This window comes from Hymenobacter caeli, assembly GCF_013294115.1.
GTDB lineage: Bacteria > Bacteroidota > Bacteroidia > Cytophagales > Hymenobacteraceae > Hymenobacter > Hymenobacter caeli.
Genome location: NZ_JABSNP010000023.1, coordinates 1 through 15,150, shown reverse-complemented (window position 1 = coordinate 15,150; position 15,150 = coordinate 1). Strand labels below are relative to the sequence as shown.

Genomic DNA, 15,150 nt, shown 5'->3' with positions numbered 1-15,150 from the left:
TTGATTATCTAGGAACTATAATTAGTATAAGCACTTGGCGACACTTTATTGCCCGGAATTATACAAGCCACTACGTAGTCTGGTCGAGTATTTCCAAGGTTGTAGTAAGGGGATAAGTGCATCAACGTAAACAACTCCCGAAAATCATTGACCGGAGCCCCGCCCTTTTTCGGGCTGATATCGAAAACTACCAGCAAGCCCAGTTGATGGTAGGCGTGCACGTAGGTTTGGGCCTGCGCCAGATAGTTTGCTTTTATCAAAGACCAATCAGGTTTGCTGTCGTCCTTTTTGATTTCTATCGGAAAAACAAGATTGTTTTCCGAATACACGATGTCCATTCGGCCGCTCCCGATTTTATCGGCCGGTTCGTAGCTGTAGTATTCAGCTCGGCTACTGGACGTCAAGGCCATAAACAGGTGATTTTGGAATGTTTCTTCCTTGTCTTCAGCAGGGTCATACAGATGCGGAAAAAACCGTTTAGGCTGTCTTATCGACCGGTAAGCATAGGAAATGATATCCGCCAGGGCACGGAAAAACGTGCTCTGCTGCTTAGGTGCGAGCGTGGGTAAGACGTGCTGTATTTCCCGCGCAATGTTGGCCAACACTTCGTCACCTACTAAGAAGCCCGTTTCATAGTCAACGAAGCTACCTTGCTGCGTTTCGGGCAGGTAGCGAAACGCAAGGTCCGCCAGCAGTTGAGCGTCAGCCTGTCCGGCCGTACTCAGGGCTGCTACATCGCGCATAATCCGGGCAGGCTCAATTTGGGGAAAGGCGCGAATTAGCTGGGCTATCTGGTTGGTGGTGTCGGCTTCGCTTTTTTTTTCAAGCGCCGCCTCCAACTGCTGTAAAAAAAGAGTTAGGTCAGCATTTTGTTCTCCCAGCTCGGCGAGCACCGCGCTGATTTTCAGCCGACAGGCGGACAGGTTCTGCACGTAGTAATGGCGCATCACTCGACTGGCGATGCCATTAGCGAATTGCTGATAGGAGTTTTGCAAAGTGCTGCTGAGGGAATCCAGCAAAGCAATATCATTACACAGCTTGCTGAGCTTGGCAAACTCCTGGTGATAGTCCGTCCACGACGACTCGGCCGCCGTGCGCTCGCCGATTAGCCGCAGGTTGTCAAGGCCGTGTAGAATATGCCATTCCAGCAAGTAGGTGGGTTGTTGCCAGCTCCATAGCTGCCGCTGCCAGAGCAGGGTATTGAGGGCCGCCAGCAAGGGCTCGTAGTGTTCGCGCCGCTGCCCGAGTAGGGCAATCAGGCAGTCGGCAACCAAGCCGAAAAACTCGGCATCGACCCGATTCTCGGCCAGTATTCGGGCCTGTCGAAAACACTGATTTGCCTGGGCTACCTCTTCAAAAAACTGTTGCTCGGTGGCCTGGCCGGTCCGGTACAGCAGGTGTACCAGCCCTTGCCGGAAGTAAGCTTCTGAAGCAATTTCTTCGTCGGTATTCCCGAGGGCACTCGTGAGCGCCAGATACACGTCGGCATCATCCCCGCAGAGCAGAAACAAGTACTTGAGCTTACAGATGCTGATGTAGCGCTCTTCGGCTGCGGCCACATCGAGCAGAAAATCCCGGGCAAAATCGACCCGCAGTACATCGGCCAAGGCCAGTTCCCCAATTAATTCCAGCGCCTTTTTGCGCACGTGCTGGTTGGGGTCTTGCTCGAATACGGCGCTCAAAAATCGCTTAATGGTGCGCTGCTCGGTGGGCACGGCAATGCTATCCCAGGCCAACTCATCGAACCATTCAATCCGATAGTCTAGCGGCTGGGTGCTGAATTGGGCGTAGTCGAGCGAAGCAGGCAAGGGCATTAGAAAAAGAACTCGCCTCTGGTACGCACATCTGCTTTTTCCGGGGACACGGCCGCCTGCAGTTCCCGCTGCGCCGTCCCCACGAATACTTGCAGCTCGCTACCAAGAGCCGATTCAATATAGGCCAGCGTGTCCTTTAGCCCCTCCAAAAAAGTCTGGTCGGCCTCTTCACCGGCCGGCGAATCGAGCATGATGAACCGTGGATGCCGGCCGTTTTGGAACTGCACATCCATGTCTATCAAGGCAATGTACAGCCCTAGCCTAGCCCGTAGCTGCTCGCCGGCCGAAAGCTCGTCAAATTTGAATTCCTGCTCGTGTTTGGTGAAGTGAATGCGAAAGTCCCCATCGATGCTCACCTTTTCGTAGTGCAGTAGGCCGAAGGCCTGCAAGTGCTTGAGGTAAAGCGCTTCCAACTGGTGTACTACCGTTTGGCTGCGTTCGGCCTGCATCACCAGCAGCTCCGTCCGCGCAATTTCCAGCAAGTTCACTTTTAGCTCCATCTCGGCCAGTTGGGTATCGGTGCCGCCGCCCGGAGTAGCCAGGGCCTTCACCTCGACCTCAATCGCCGCTTTGCGCACGTTCAGCGCCGTCATTTCGGTTACCGTGGCCAACACGTCCACTACCACGGGCGGCGGTGCGCTGGCGGCCTTTTCTAGTTGCTCTATCTCCGTAATTACGGGTTGCAGCGAAATACCGGCCAGGCGTTCCTTCTTTTCGCCCAACTGCTTCGTCAGCAGCGATTGCTGATGGCGCAGGCCGGCCAGCTTGACTTTGAAGTTGTACTCGTCCACCTTGAAGCCTTGCGCCTCAGTCTGCAATTGGGCTACCTGCTCGGCATAGGCTTCCGGCTCGATGGCTTGGGCCGGCACTTGGTGGTCGGTGCACAGCCGGCAGCTGCCGGTCTTCTTCTCCTGCACTACCCGTGCGGTGGCCACGTCGTGGCTGCAGCTAGGACAGGTTTTGACCTCTAAGCTGTTGAAGAATTCTCCGAACTGCTCGTACTCAGTCAGGTCATTGAGGCGGCGGTTTCGCTTGTTCATTTCCACCGTACTCTCGTTCATGCTACGGTAGGCGCGCGTAGCCTGCTTTTCCAGGTCGTTATGCTCGTTGTTACCGCTAATAATCTCGGCGTTCAGCGTGGTTTGCAGTTGCGACAACGTATTGTAGCGGTTTCGCGCTATTTCTAGCTGGCGCAGCGTAGTAGCTTGAGCTGGCGTAGCGGGAACGGTTAAGGCTTGGGTAAGCACCGAAGTTCGGCGTTCAATCTCTTGCAAATCAGTTTGCAGCCCCGTCAGGCGAGTTGGGTCAGCTGCGGCTTGTGGCGCAGCCTGCATCTTATGCAGGCCAATATCATTCTTCAGGTTGTCGGCCTTCACCTTCAGCCGATTGATAGGATATGTTAGCTCCAATCCCAGCAGCATCTGGAAGACCAGCTCCGACTGGTTGCCATAGAAAAAGGAGTTGTCGTTGGCTTCAAGAAAAATGGCTTTGAAATAGGTTTTCCAGCTGGCCGGCACGGTCAGCAAGTTGGGGTTGTCTTTTTGGGAAGCCCGTTGGGTTCGTTGCAGCCGGTAGTAGTCAAACTCGCGGAAAAAGAGGTTTTCAATAAAATCCGCGTAATTCGTCAGCACGCCTTTGAAGCTTTGCGCAGCCTCCACCTGCTCCGGGCTGAAGGCTTGCAAGACCTGTCGATTGGCGTTATAAAACCGGTAGATGGGGCTGCGGTCATTCTCTCCCTTGGTCATATGCACCGAATAGGAGTTGCCGCCGATTTTAAATTCGACCCAGGCTTCCCGCAGCCAGCCCATAATTTCCTTATCCAGGCTGTCATTACCAGAAAGCGCCAGCTTCAACACTTTGAAAATACTGGTTTTGCCTTTGGAGTTGTCGGCCACCCACAGGTTGACACCGTCGGCCATCGTGCGGGCGCATTCGATTACCTCCCCGGTGTTTTTTACGCCGGAAAAAGATATCGATACCACTCGCAGGGTCTTCCCGACGGAGCGGGGACTATCACGCTGGTAGGCGTCTTCGTCCAGCGTCAGCAGCTCCTGAATCTGGGGCAGTGCCATGGTGCCGCCCGCGCGTTTGGCCACCAGCTTGCTGAGTTTTTCTAGTTCGGTGGCGGCGCTCATAGCTGGGTGTTGAACAAGGTGAAGTATTCGGTCCGAACCATTGCCTCGATGTCCTGGATGTAATCGCCGAGTGGCGTTTCCCGGTATTCCTCAATGGCGTACTGCCGGTTTTTCAACTGGGTGCCTGAGGCATCGGCAAAGTAGCGTTTGATGAGCTGGCAGCGCTCAAAATACCAGGATGCCGAGGGCACGTTGACTAAGCCCCGCTCGATGCGTTGAATTCCGTCTTGCGTGAGGAAGTACGCTTTTCGGATGTCCTTTAGCCCCATGCTGGTCTGTTTTCTAAACTCGACCAGCCCCACTGATTTTAGAAAGCCGATGATGTCGTCCAAATCCTGATAAGCCCCATAAAAAAAGCGCTTCATTTCATCGGTGCGCAGTTCAGGTTCCCCCTTAGCGAAAACAGTGCTGACAATTTGCTGCACATCAGCCCCACTCGGCACTCCGGTTTCTTGGTGCAAGCGTAGCAATTCAAAGCATAGATAGCTGGGGTAGCGCAGCAGAAAGTCTACTTTTTGAATTTTTACTTCCGAGTAAAAGACCCTAGCCAGTGTTGGCTCCAATGGCTCCGTATACTCCTCGGAGAAAAAGTAGAGGATGAGCAAAACACGCAAACGCTCTCGGTAAGGGGCTATTTTCATGGTAATGTAACGCGGCGGGCCAGGTGTGAGCGGCGGCCCTGTTTCGGCTCGCAAAATAGCGTAGTTTTATTCTGGCCCATTCCAGTAGCCTCACAGTGGCCCTCAATTGCTGGCGCATCAATTAAGTCAAGCCCAACTGCCCAAAACGACTGTCCAGCAGCTGGTGGAACTGCTGTTGCAACGCCTCCGGCACAAAGCTGCTGTCAATGAACTCGTGCCAGGCAGGCTGGGCTTTTTCGAAGCGTGAGAGCATGCCCGTCACCACTTTGTCGTCGACGCCGGCGCGCTGGGCGGCCTGCCGGAAGTCGGTCTGCCGCAGACGCTTCTTCTTGCCGTTGAGGGTGAGGGCCAGCTCTTCGGTGTCGGCGGGGTTAACCAGGGCGGTGGCCACCAGGTCGTAGGCCGGGGCCAGCCCGTAGCCCAGGCCGGGCGTTTGCAGCAGCGAAAAGTTCTTGAGGTGCATGTCGGCGTTGCCGGTCAGGAAGCTGAACAGCACCAATTCGTAGTAATTAACCACATCCAGGCCGGGGTTGGCCGAGTATTTAAGGATGGCCTTGGCCACCTGCTCGTGGGAGCCGTCGTACTTGTTTTCCGTCAGCCGCTCGGTGAGCTGGCACATGTCTTCCATGGCCAGCTTGCGGCCTTTCACCCGGTCAATACGGCGCGTAACGTAGGCCAGCGCCCCGCCCTCCAGGCGCAGCAGCCCGTGGGGCACGGTGGGCAGGTGGGCCAGCGTGGCCAGGTGCATGGTCAGGTCTTCTACTTCGGGGAGGTGCGGGTAGCGCGCGGTGGGCGGCTTTAGGATGTACTCCCCATCGAGCGCCCCCACGATGGTGAAGCGGCTGGGCTGCCCGGCCGCGCCGGCTGGGGCCACGCTTAGCGAGAGCTTGGGCTGCACCCCGGTGACGGTGATGTGCTGGCGCACGACGGCCTCGGCCAGGGCCAGCATTTCGGCCTCGGTGTAGGGAAATGCCGGCGGCACGGCCTTGCCGAACAGCTTGCGGCTGCACGCCGGGTGATACGCCGGGCCTTCGGTGGTGGCGGGCAAGGGCTGGTAGCAATACAGGCAGCGGCTCATAGCTCGTCAGTTTCCAGGGGGTGAATGCTCACTGCCCCGATGCAGTCGCGGCAGCAGGCCAGCAGCAGGCCCATCCGGTCCCGGGTATTGAGCTTCCAGTTGCGCTCGGCCACTTCCAGCAACCAGCCCTCGGGAATCAAGCCATCAAAAAATGGAAACAGCACCCGCTCCACGTAGGGCGAGGGGCGCAGCGGCAGGGTCAAGCTCACGGGCTCGGCACCGACAGTCAGCAGGTGCGCGGGCGCGTAGGCAAAGGTGTAGCCCTGCTCGTCCTGGGTGAGGTACCCAGCCAGCTGCCCGTGCAGGTGTACTTCGGCCCGTCTCATACTGGCTCCGCTAACAGGGTACGGTCGAGAGGAGCCGGGGCCAGCTCGTGGCCGAACAGCCGCAGCACGAGGTTCACCTTATCCAGCCGTAGGGTGGCTTTGCCCTGCTCCATCTCGCGCACGAAGCGTAGCCCTACCCCGGCCTTGGCAGCTAAATCTGGCTGGGACAAGTGCAACAGCTTGCGGCGGCGCTTGACAAAAGTGGCCAATGTATTCGTCATAATTGGTGTACCCGTTCGGGGGCAAAATGAGCGGATATTACATTAAAGTACCCTTTCGGGTATAAATATACGCCTCAAGGGTTATTCTATACTTGAACGGGTACTATTTTGCTGAAATAGCTGCTGACGGGTTTGTTTGCCTTTCAAGAAAAAATGCTGATTTTCAACGTCTCCGCCGCAAGTTTAGCCAGTGTGCATTGAGTTTACCAATGCGTAATTGAATGGTGCCGAATCGGCGCGATTCGGTTAGCGAGCGGGCCGAATGCCAACAGGGGCAGTAGGGAAAAAAGTCGGATTAATGTCATCAATAAAGAGCAAAAAGATATATAAAATAAATAAAAAAGAGAACTAATAAAGCCTGTTTTGCGTATAATAAGTATAGTAAACGCCCAGTAAAACAGCGCTTTATCATGAAGAAGACCCGCTCAGCTACCGCCAAGGCAGCCCCCACCACGGCCACCCGCCCCGACGTTTACCAATTGGTTACCGACCGCATTGTGTCGGCCCTGGAAGGCGGCATTATTCCCTGGCGCAAGCCGTGGAACGCCGTGTACGGCCTGCCCCGCAACTATGCCACCGGCAAAGCCTACACCGGCATCAACGCTTTTTTGCTGCACTTCAGCGGGACGCTGCCCTTCTTTCTGACTTTCAAGCAGGCGCTGGCGTTGGGCGGCAACGTGCGCAAGGGAGCCAAGGGTCACCCGGTGGTCTACTACAACGTTTCGGTGCGTGAGAACCAGCAAACCGGGCAGGAGGAGAAAATGCCCTTCCTAAAGTACTACACCGTGTTTTCAGTGGAAGACATCGAAAACATTGACTTTAACCTGCCCGAGATAACGCAGCGCGACCACTCGCCCCTCGGAGCAGTTGAGGCCATCGTGGCCAGCTGGGACGGCCGCCCGGCCATTCAGCACCTGCATCAGCGCGCCTACTACGCCCCGGCCCTGGACCTGGTGAACATGCCCGAGCCGGCCACCTTCACCACCGCCGAAGGCTACTACGCTACCCTGTTCCACGAGTTGACCCACAGCACCGGCCACGCCGCCCGCCTCAACCGCCCCGACCTGACTGCCGGCGAGGGCAAGCAGTCGGCCAGCTACGCCCGCGAGGAGCTGACGGCCGAAATGGGCGCGTCCTTCCTCTGCGCCGCCGCCGGCCTCAACACCGAGCAGACCGAAGAGAACGCCGTGGCCTACATTAAGACCTGGCTGGAGCGGCTGAAAAACGATAAAAAGCTGGTGCTGCAAGCTGCCAGCAAAGCCCAGCGGGCGGCCACACTCATTCTAGGGACGGTGGATGAAGAGCCCAAAGCACCCACCCCCGCCCCAGTACTGCTGCCTATGCTGGTGGAAGATGACGATACGGCCCGCGAATATGCCGCCGCCGAAAGAAGCTGGCTGATGGCCGCTTAAGCAATAAATTGGGAGTAGTAAAATGCTACTCCCGATTTGCTTTTGACAATCTTCTTTTTGCAATTGTAAAAATATGATAATAAAAAAACCGCTCAAAATCTCGGCAATGAAAGCATCTGATGCGCCCGTGTTTGGGGATAGCGACTGGAACTCGTACCGGGCGGGCGTGGCCAATGCCCTCACCGATGTGGAAGCGGATATGCAGCAGCGCGGTTACGGCCTAAATACCGAAGGGCTGACCGCTGAAGTAGCCGCCCGGCTAGCGCTGCTCATCGATATGCCAGAGGATTTCCAGGTGCTCGAAGCGCTGGTAAAATCCCTGCGTCCCATCGCCCGCGAGGCCGTCCGCACCACCCGCGAGGACCACGGCGGCCAGTTTGTACTTCTTTTGATTTAGCCAACACCCTAGCCAAATTTTATGACAACTTCCCCAGATTTAACCGTCGGCGAAGCCGTGCTGTACCCCCGCGAGCAGGCCGTGGGCCTGATATACGCCGTCTATGAGCGCGGCCGCGGTGAGCGCCCCGGCGTGCAGCTGCTGCTCAGCGACGGCCGGGACCTGAGCGGCTTCAGTGCCGAGGAGGCCGACCAGTTTCTGCGGACCGTAGGTCACACGGGCTTGGAGTACGAATTCCGCAACGTGGGCCAGCTGCACGCTGACTACCAGCGCGGCGTCTTTGCGCCGGCTTTTGCCACGGCCCGGCTACTGGCCGGTTTTCGCGAGATAAAATACCTGAATGCTAGATAACACTTCTGATTCACTGCTGATTAATTGCCCATGCCTACCCTTCCCAAAACGGCGCTGCCGGAAGCATTCCCTGCCCAGCAAGCGTACTTGGCCATTGAGCAGCCCCCTGCCAACGCCGCCGAAAAACGGTGTCTGGCCCAGGTCCGCCGGCACGTGCTGGCCCACCCCCACACCCAGGATTTGCGCGAGCTGGCGGGGGCAGTGAAAAAGCTGTTGGGCCCCGCTTACGAAGTAGGCTGCGGTAGTGCCCATATCTGGGTGAAGCGACCCGGCGACCCGGAGCGCCTGGCCATCGTTGCCGACCGACTGACAACGGCCTACCGCGATTGGTTTGAGCCCCGGCCGCCGCGCGAGGGAGCCGCGAACACCAGCCGCAACCCCCACCGCCGCCTGGCCCTGCCTGGGTGAGTATCGGAATTCTGAAGAAGTGAAGAGCCGTAAAAAGGGCCGTTGCCAACCAGGGCAACGGCCCTTTTTTGTGAAGTCGTGAGTCAGGGGCGATGGGAAAAATAAGGCTCTTAATAAAGAGCAAAAAGATATAAAAATTGGCTCAAAAAGTGAACATAAAAAGCCCCCGAAACGTATAATATATAGAAGCAACCATCAATAAACCAGCTCTGTACTATGGAAAATATCATTCAACAGGAGCCGCTGCTGTTCAGCCTGCATACGACGGAACTGGTACAGTCGCCCGCCGCCAATTCCCCGCTACCGCCCCGCCTCTTTTTACAAGCCTCGCCCGCCGGACCGGCCCGTATCGTGGCGCTGTGCGGCACCACGGGCAAGCGCTTCGTAACCACTGCCTATGATGCCGGCCCCTACCAGCTGGCCGATGAGCAATACCCTACCCGGCAGGCCCTGGCTGATTTTTTCCAAAGCCAGCGCGCGCGGATGCTGCCCGCCGAGGGAGCCGCCACGCTGCTGGGGATAGATAGCAGCGTGCGGGAAATCCGTCCTGACAAGGGCCGCAATAGCTTCAAGCTGCCGCAGCTCTACGCGGCACTGGAGGCGGAGTATGTGGATGTGCATTGCCCCCAGCACGGGCCTTACGAAGGCTACATCATGGTATTTGACGATGAGGGCAAACACAACCAGCGCCCCATCAACCCGCTGGCCACCGCCCTGTGGTACGAAACCTATCCGCTCGACCGGTACGCGCCCGTCGACGTGGTAGCCGGGCCGGTGCTGCTGATGAAGTCCAATATGATGAGGTAGCGCCTGAGCAGGGGCGGTTCCGACAGGACGCCGCCCCTACAACCGGCCGCTTGGCTGAGCTTATCCTCCTCCATTTAAGTCGCTGTTATGTCCCGCGTTGCCCCTCGCCCAAACCTTGCCCCTACCCTCCCCAGTTGCCCAGTGGCGGCCCTGCGTGCCGAGCTATCGAGCCTTCTGGACCATCCGGCTATTGCCTCCGAGCGTCGGTACGTTGCCGAGCCGTTGCTCCGCCAGTGCCTAGATGTGGCCCGGCTGCTGCGCTGGCAGCAGCTAGTTGTACAGGAATGCGCTGCTTGGGAAGAGAAGCAGTTGGCAGCCGAGGAAGCTCAAATCCGCCGTTCGGTTGGGCAATATTATAATTCCGATTGTTATTAAACAATCTTATTTTTGCAATTGTAAAAACACCATTTAGTTTTTACAATCGTTTTTAATTCCTACCTTAGTTGTCTAAACCTTAGTTTTATCCTTATGAGCCAGCAAAGTATCTCTCTCGACCGGGCCACCAAGTGGGACGCCATTTGCTTTCCAGTAGAAGCTGTAAAGCTTGCTGACTTGCTGCCAGCGGATTATCAGTTGCTGCCGGCTGACCGGCAGCGGGCCATTGTGGGCGAGATGAAGGAAGGCCAAAAAAGCATTTTTGCCTTGCAGAGTGAAGATTACAGTCTGGTGCCCAACGCCCTTATTCGCCGGCTGGCGGAGCAGAGCTTTCCCAAGCACGAGATGAATGTGCGCTTCACAGACCGGGGCGAGTTTTCCATCAACCTGATTTTGCCCGACGAAATCAACATTGTCAGCAAGCCCGGCCACGCCGACCGGCTATACAAGACGATGATAATTAACAATTCCTACACCGGCAAAACCCCGTTTACGCTCCAGGGAACGGCTTTGCGCGAGCACACTGGCACCCGGATGCGGGTGAGCTACTACCGACTGATTTGCGAAAACGGGCTGATGGGCTGGGCCGATGACTACCTGACGCTGGATGAGTACCTGCGCTGGCTGGCCAACGGCAAGCCCAAGAAGTACAAGGATGCGAAGATTGTCAAGCCGGCGGAAATGGTGGAGAATCTATTGGTCAGCGAAAGCGAAATTCTGGTGCAGAAGAAGTTCGCGCACAAAGGGTTGAACCTTGCCTGGTTTGAGGAGCATCTGCTCAGTGTCTTCCAGGCGTTCAGCCAGCAAAGCAGCTCGCTGACGGTTGAGGTTTATCGCCAAATGGCGCAGGTGGCTGCGCCGGACGATGCGGCGAAAGTTATTGCCGAGGTGGGGCTGCCTAAGATGCTGGCCCGCACGGCACTGGAGCGGCTGCGCAAGGAGGAGCGCGAGCTGGAAACGCCCGCCAACCTGTGGCTGGCCTACAATGCGGTCAATTATGCGCTGTTCAACAGCCGCAGCTCGCTGACTATCAACGACCGGTACCGGCTGGATGAGACGGCGTTTCACCACCTGGCTACTTTATCGGCGAGCTAAGTCCGGGTTGCGGGTCAACTCGTTCAATTCCGTTAATAGCGCGGTCATTTCCGGGGTTTGGAAGCGGGCTACTTTGGCGGCTATCTGGTCGAGTAACTTCTCGGTTTCGAAGTGGGCGTACCACGCCAGGCGGAAGGGGCCAAAGCGCGTATCGGAAGCGGTGCCAAAGCGGAAGTTGAATTTCTCCTTGCCCATAAAACGGCCCTCCCACCACTCATCAATGCGCTCGAAACAGGTCATTAGGGCGCTGAATTCAGAGCCTTTGAGGAATTGGATGGTTGCCTCTATATCGTTGAGATTATTGCCACGGACTTCTAATACAAAAACCCCGCTCCACGATAAAACCAGGCAGATGGAGTATTCTCCAAAAGCGGTCAGATACCAAACCATAGTAAACTCATCGGGGCCAAACTGTTTGAAAGACCAGCCTGGTGCGGTGTGTTCCTGATGGAAATAACTGTTAGCCCGCGACACAGCCGTGCGGGTCATGGCCCGCTTCAGGTTGTCGGCTTGCCGGCTCAGCGTAAGGAACGCAGCCCATTTTTCGGGCGTGTCGAACAGTTGCAGGGCTTGGTTTATTTCCTCGGTTTCCATGAAAGTAGGTTAGCGGGCTTGCCAGAATTGAATGTATTGCCGGGTGAACTCGCGTAGGCGGTGGTTACCCGCCGGGAGCCGCACGATTGCGTTTTCCAGCCATTGCACCACAAAACTGCGGAACAGGTGCTGTTCCGTTTCCATGGGAACGACGAGCGGTAGGTGCGCTCCCCACTCGGCCCATTCCTCCGGCCGGCGCAGCGATTGGGCGTCGGGCTGTTTCCAGCCTGCCGGACTGAGGTAGACAAGCCGGTAATGGCTCTTGGGCGGGCGCTCAATCTCGGCCGCCGGCCGATGCTGGGCCTCTTGCTTGAGGTAAATTTCCTGATGCCAGTAGCGGTACAGCTGATTGGGCTGGTCGATGGCGTAGTTTGATTTGTTTTCGATGACCACGACGGTGTGCGGGTGGGCACGGCGGATGAGCACATCTACCCGGCCGGTTTCTGCCGTTACTGCCCAGTCGTGCGCGGTCCCGCCGGGCGCATCGATGCCCAGCAGCAGTAGAAACTCCGCCAGAAACAGCGTGCCCTGGCCATGCTGCGCCCGAGGGTCCAGAAAGTAGGCGAGTAGACGGCTGTGTGTCGTTTCGCCAGGGCTGAAAAACTGAAACACATTCAGGTTACCGCTTTCCAGTCGATTACGCTCCCGGCTGGTAGCGGCGTGCTGGGTAATGGCCGGAATCAGCCCGGCCAAGCACTGCTGGCGTTGCCGCCGGCGCACGCTGTCAAAGTTGGCAATGGCATCGACTAGCGTCGCGTACAGGGCGATGTCAAGCATGAGGGTGTGCGAGTGGTTGGCAAAGGTGAAGAGAATCCGGGAAACGCAAAAACAGGCTTCCAGCCGTGGGCTGGAGCTGTGCTGGTCCGCTGCGCTCGGCTTCCTCCGCCGGCCACGCCCACGGGTGGGCTCGCTCGCTTGGCGTGCCGCACCGCTCCCCAGCCCACCCGCCGGCTTAGGCCCCGCCAAAAAGCGGCGCTCGAACCACCCCGGCCGAAAAGGCCAGGGCCATTCGAGGGGTGTTTTTCCGCTGCGCTCGGCTGCCGGCCCACTGCCCCACCCCATCGGTTCCGGCACTGCGGCACGCCTTCGTTGCCGGCCCCGACCAGCTGGGGCATTGCCACCCGAGTGAGTAGACGGGCGGCGGGGGCCACTCCGAAAAGGAGCCGCCCCCGCCGCTCGCGCAGCAACCAGGGGCAGTAGGGCAAAAAATGCGGATTCATTGAGTAGTAACGGGTGAAATATACTTGCATTTTATGTTATTTAACTTGCAAAAAATGCAACTAATAAAGCTCGTAATTGGTTTAAATTATAGACATTAAGGATGCTGAATACCAACACAATAAACTAAATAATTCTCATGCAAACGCTCCGCCCCGCCCGTCGTATTCCCGCCGCTCGTTTGGCTCGCCTGCGGGCGGCTGCCGCTGCCAAAGCCGAAGCCCGCCAAGACGCGGCGCAGCAATTGGTTGCCCCAACGCCTGAGTTTGCCGCCGTGCCCCGTCTGACGGCGCTGCCGGGCGGGCTGCATTGGTCGGGCCAGGGCGCGGTGCCGGCGCTGGGCTCTACCGTGTGCGTGAACCGGGCCGGCCAGCCCGAGCCGGCTACCGTGGCGGCTTACTGCCACGCGGCGGGGTTTCTGGGGCTGGTGGTTGAGCCCCAGCAGCCGGTGAAGCGGCGGGGCCGGTCGGTGAGCCTGCGCGGTAACTGCGTCTTCGGCAGCCAGGTAGCCCTGGCGGCTTAATATTTCTCACCAGGGAGCCCGCAAGGGCACCCACTAACTGCCTGACCCATGCCTGATTTGGCCCCCGGCGAAGTGCTGGAAGACTATTGGAGAGCATCAAAGAGTGTGGGGCAGCCAAATCAGATTGCCTTCCGTGGTACCTTGACCATTATCATTAAGAACTTGGCCAATCGTTCATTGCCCACACTGCCCCACACTTTTTGATGCTCTCCTCTACCCACACGGTCTAGTAGCGGCCTGAAGCATTAATTTTCTTTCGGCCCCAGTCACCCGTGCAAACAAACGTCTTTGTCCCGTAACGCAGCCGCTGGGGCGGTTATTTAAATGCGGTAAGGTTATAGGTAATGCTAGCAAAGGCGCCGGCTATCGGAAATACCTTTATGGTGGGGACGCTCTCGGGCAAGGACTTCTTTACATATTCTTGGTCAGTATGGTAGCCCTTATCCAGAATTTTTACCTCCCTAAACGTCACCCCACCCGTTAGGATTACCCTGTTTTTGGTTCCTAAAAGCAAGGAGTCCCCTAGGTGAAAGTTTAAGCCGTCGAGCGCTGTCGTTGTGCTTAGTCCAGGGCTAAGGGCAACGTTTGCAAATCGACCGGTTCGGTAATAGAAGTGTGCGAGTGCGCCGACCAAGAGTAAAACGCGCTGGCCTCCATCTTTTTCTTTGATGACCACCTTAGTGTCGTCCGTTGGGTTGGGGACGTATTGGAATTCCTGTCCCAGAAAATCGTGGTGACCGCTGTTGACAAAAACGCCGGTACTAAAATCTACCTTCCAGCCGCCGCTAGTCTTGTACGTTTCTGATATGCTGAATTTGGAGGGGATATCGCACGGCAGTTGCTTCAACGCCGAAATTTTTATGTCAAATTTAATCTCATCCGACTTCACTTTCACTTCGTCGCTAATGAAGGTGAAATTTGACGCATTCACTTGGTTGTATTTATCCACCAAGGCCTGCGTTTTATTGTCATCGTTAAATTTTTTCATTTCCGTGACCACTGCCTGCGCTTTAGCAACTTGGGCCTTAATCGTTTCTTTATAGTTGGAGTAGGCGATGTTCTCAGCTTTCGCTGCCTGATAAGCCAAGGAACGGCGGTTATAGGAAGGGGCGCTGGTAGGTAAGGGATGTTTGTCCCATTCGGAGATGACATCCTTGTTTGATTCCATTTCCAAGTCAATGGTGTAGAGGTAATTCGGCAAAAAACCTTCTAACGCGTGCCCGGCGCCGGTTGCACCGCGGTAAGCGGTTTGAATCCGACTGTAGATGGCTGCGCTTTGAGCCGTTCGCGGAGCAAGTGACTGATGTAAAAAGGCATCAGCTGCTGATACAACGTGGGCCTCAATAGTGGAATAAGCCGTGTTGCAGCTGTTAAGGCCGTTAGTGATGGTATTGTCAAGCTCGGCCGCTTCGTTAAAAACAACTAAGGCATTCGCTATCGTCGCCAATCGGGTGTCAATCTCATCCTTTAAGGAAGGGATACTTTGCTTAGGGGAAGCCGCCAGTGCGGGGTTATTACCAGGTCCCGTTGGTAAACTCAAGTTAAGATACGCCGGGAGTTTAACCGCTTCAAATATTTTAGGTTTGGTAGTGTTATAGTCTTGTTGCGCAACTGTGTCTTCTATTTTGTAGAGTGACTTGTTGATGTTGTTTATGACAAATGAGGTGGTCTAGTCAAGGCGCACAGAAGCAGGACGTATATTTCCTGAGTCATGAGTGCAGAAAAGACCAAGAAGACGCCGGATAAACGGCGTAA

16 protein-coding genes are annotated in these 15,150 nt (G+C 56.4%); 7 read left to right on the top strand and 9 right to left on the bottom strand.

The annotated features are described in order from the left end of the window. Window positions 1-8 precede the first annotated feature (8 nt). From HNP98_RS18755 to HNP98_RS18730, 6 genes are all read right to left on the bottom strand, one after another. Entirely contained in the window at window positions 9-1,808 is a 1,800-nt protein-coding gene (locus HNP98_RS18755; RefSeq protein ID WP_173811720.1) for a hypothetical protein, read from the bottom strand. A 5-nt stretch (window positions 1,809-1,813) separates the two neighbouring features. Continuing rightward, window positions 1,814-3,949, bottom strand: coding sequence for an AAA family ATPase (locus HNP98_RS18750; RefSeq protein ID WP_173811719.1), 2,136 nt, complete (start codon window positions 3,947-3,949; stop codon window positions 1,814-1,816). After that, a complete protein-coding gene (locus tag HNP98_RS18745; protein ID WP_173811718.1) occupies window positions 3,946-4,590 on the bottom strand; it encodes a hypothetical protein in 645 nt (214 codons plus the stop codon). The genes HNP98_RS18750 and HNP98_RS18745 overlap by 4 nt, the downstream gene beginning before the upstream one ends. A gap of 121 nt (window positions 4,591-4,711) precedes the next feature. Next, the gene (locus HNP98_RS18740) at window positions 4,712-5,668 is read right to left on the bottom strand and encodes a HipA domain-containing protein (RefSeq protein WP_173811717.1); all 957 of its coding nucleotides are present in this window, start codon (window positions 5,666-5,668) and stop codon (window positions 4,712-4,714) included. Then, complete coding sequence (locus tag HNP98_RS18735; RefSeq protein ID WP_173811716.1) at window positions 5,665-5,994, bottom strand: HipA N-terminal domain-containing protein; 330 nt, start codon at window positions 5,992-5,994, stop codon at window positions 5,665-5,667. The genes HNP98_RS18740 and HNP98_RS18735 overlap by 4 nt, the downstream gene beginning before the upstream one ends. Next, window positions 5,991-6,215 (bottom strand): type II toxin-antitoxin system Y4mF family antitoxin, encoded by a 225-nt coding sequence (locus HNP98_RS18730; protein ID WP_173811715.1) that lies wholly within the window; start codon window positions 6,213-6,215, stop codon window positions 5,991-5,993. The genes HNP98_RS18735 and HNP98_RS18730 overlap by 4 nt, the downstream gene beginning before the upstream one ends. A 410-nt stretch (window positions 6,216-6,625) precedes the next feature. Here HNP98_RS18730 and HNP98_RS18725 point away from each other — a divergent pair, with 410 nt between their 5' ends. The 6 genes from HNP98_RS18725 (at window position 6,626) to HNP98_RS18700 (ending at window position 11,060) form a co-directional block, all read left to right on the top strand. After that, window positions 6,626-7,627 carry an ArdC family protein gene (locus HNP98_RS18725; protein WP_173811714.1) on the top strand — a complete coding sequence of 334 codons (1,002 nt, stop codon included), beginning with the start codon at window positions 6,626-6,628 and terminating at the stop codon, window positions 7,625-7,627. Between the two features lie 106 nt (window positions 7,628-7,733). Then, window positions 7,734-8,024: a hypothetical protein gene (locus HNP98_RS18720; RefSeq protein ID WP_173811713.1), complete on the top strand. Its 291-nt coding sequence runs from the start codon at window positions 7,734-7,736 to the stop codon at window positions 8,022-8,024. Between the two features lie 21 nt (window positions 8,025-8,045). After that, complete coding sequence (locus HNP98_RS18715; RefSeq protein ID WP_173811712.1) at window positions 8,046-8,375, top strand: hypothetical protein; 330 nt, start codon at window positions 8,046-8,048, stop codon at window positions 8,373-8,375. A 30-nt stretch (window positions 8,376-8,405) separates the two neighbouring features. Then, window positions 8,406-8,783 carry a hypothetical protein gene (locus HNP98_RS18710; RefSeq protein WP_173811711.1) on the top strand — a complete coding sequence of 126 codons (378 nt, stop codon included), beginning with the start codon at window positions 8,406-8,408 and terminating at the stop codon, window positions 8,781-8,783. A 216-nt stretch (window positions 8,784-8,999) separates the two neighbouring features. Further along, window positions 9,000-9,590: a hypothetical protein gene (locus HNP98_RS18705; protein WP_173811710.1), complete on the top strand. Its 591-nt coding sequence runs from the start codon at window positions 9,000-9,002 to the stop codon at window positions 9,588-9,590. Between the two features lie 468 nt (window positions 9,591-10,058). Continuing rightward, window positions 10,059-11,060: a hypothetical protein gene (locus HNP98_RS18700; protein WP_173811709.1), complete on the top strand. Its 1,002-nt coding sequence runs from the start codon at window positions 10,059-10,061 to the stop codon at window positions 11,058-11,060. On the opposite strand, the gene HNP98_RS18695 is transcribed toward HNP98_RS18700, so the two are convergent. Together HNP98_RS18695 and HNP98_RS18690 are read right to left on the bottom strand one after the other, a co-directional pair. Further along, complete coding sequence (locus HNP98_RS18695; RefSeq protein ID WP_173811708.1) at window positions 11,046-11,654, bottom strand: hypothetical protein; 609 nt, start codon at window positions 11,652-11,654, stop codon at window positions 11,046-11,048. The genes HNP98_RS18700 and HNP98_RS18695 overlap by 15 nt on opposite strands. 9 nt (window positions 11,655-11,663) lie before the next feature. After that, window positions 11,664-12,431 (bottom strand): PD-(D/E)XK nuclease family protein, encoded by a 768-nt coding sequence (locus tag HNP98_RS18690; RefSeq protein WP_173811707.1) that lies wholly within the window; start codon window positions 12,429-12,431, stop codon window positions 11,664-11,666. 580 nt (window positions 12,432-13,011) lie between these two features. On the opposite strand from HNP98_RS18690, the gene HNP98_RS18685 reads away from it, so the two are divergent. Beyond that, complete coding sequence (locus HNP98_RS18685) at window positions 13,012-13,395, top strand: hypothetical protein (protein ID WP_173811706.1); 384 nt, start codon at window positions 13,012-13,014, stop codon at window positions 13,393-13,395. 316 nt (window positions 13,396-13,711) lie between these two features. Here HNP98_RS18685 and HNP98_RS18680 read toward each other — a convergent pair whose 3' ends face one another. Beyond that, on the bottom strand, window positions 13,712-14,935 hold the full coding sequence (locus tag HNP98_RS18680; protein WP_173811705.1) for a hypothetical protein: 1,224 nt from the start codon (window positions 14,933-14,935) through the stop codon (window positions 13,712-13,714). Window positions 14,936-15,150: the final 215 nt, after the last annotated feature.

Bases quoted from the DNA above. Each gene is read 5' to 3' on its own strand.
- HNP98_RS18750 (WP_173811719.1), bottom strand. From the start codon at position 3,949: ATGAGCGCCGCCACCGAACTAGAAAAACTCAGCAAGCTGGTGGCCAAA.
- HNP98_RS18745 (WP_173811718.1), bottom strand. From the start codon at position 4,590: ATGAAAATAGCCCCTTACCGAGAGCGTTTGCGTGTTTTGCTCATCCTC.
- HNP98_RS18740 (WP_173811717.1), bottom strand. From the start codon at position 5,668: ATGAGCCGCTGCCTGTATTGCTACCAGCCCTTGCCCGCCACCACCGAA.
- HNP98_RS18735 (WP_173811716.1), bottom strand. From the start codon at position 5,994: ATGAGACGGGCCGAAGTACACCTGCACGGGCAGCTGGCTGGGTACCTC.
- HNP98_RS18730 (WP_173811715.1), bottom strand. From the start codon at position 6,215: ATGACGAATACATTGGCCACTTTTGTCAAGCGCCGCCGCAAGCTGTTG.
- HNP98_RS18725 (WP_173811714.1), top strand. From the start codon at position 6,626: ATGAAGAAGACCCGCTCAGCTACCGCCAAGGCAGCCCCCACCACGGCC.
- HNP98_RS18720 (WP_173811713.1), top strand. From the start codon at position 7,734: ATGAAAGCATCTGATGCGCCCGTGTTTGGGGATAGCGACTGGAACTCG.
- HNP98_RS18715 (WP_173811712.1), top strand. From the start codon at position 8,046: ATGACAACTTCCCCAGATTTAACCGTCGGCGAAGCCGTGCTGTACCCC.
- HNP98_RS18710 (WP_173811711.1), top strand. From the start codon at position 8,406: ATGCCTACCCTTCCCAAAACGGCGCTGCCGGAAGCATTCCCTGCCCAG.
- HNP98_RS18705 (WP_173811710.1), top strand. From the start codon at position 9,000: ATGGAAAATATCATTCAACAGGAGCCGCTGCTGTTCAGCCTGCATACG.
- HNP98_RS18700 (WP_173811709.1), top strand. From the start codon at position 10,059: ATGAGCCAGCAAAGTATCTCTCTCGACCGGGCCACCAAGTGGGACGCC.
- HNP98_RS18695 (WP_173811708.1), bottom strand. From the start codon at position 11,654: ATGGAAACCGAGGAAATAAACCAAGCCCTGCAACTGTTCGACACGCCC.
- HNP98_RS18690 (WP_173811707.1), bottom strand. From the start codon at position 12,431: ATGCTTGACATCGCCCTGTACGCGACGCTAGTCGATGCCATTGCCAAC.
- HNP98_RS18685 (WP_173811706.1), top strand. From the start codon at position 13,012: ATGCAAACGCTCCGCCCCGCCCGTCGTATTCCCGCCGCTCGTTTGGCT.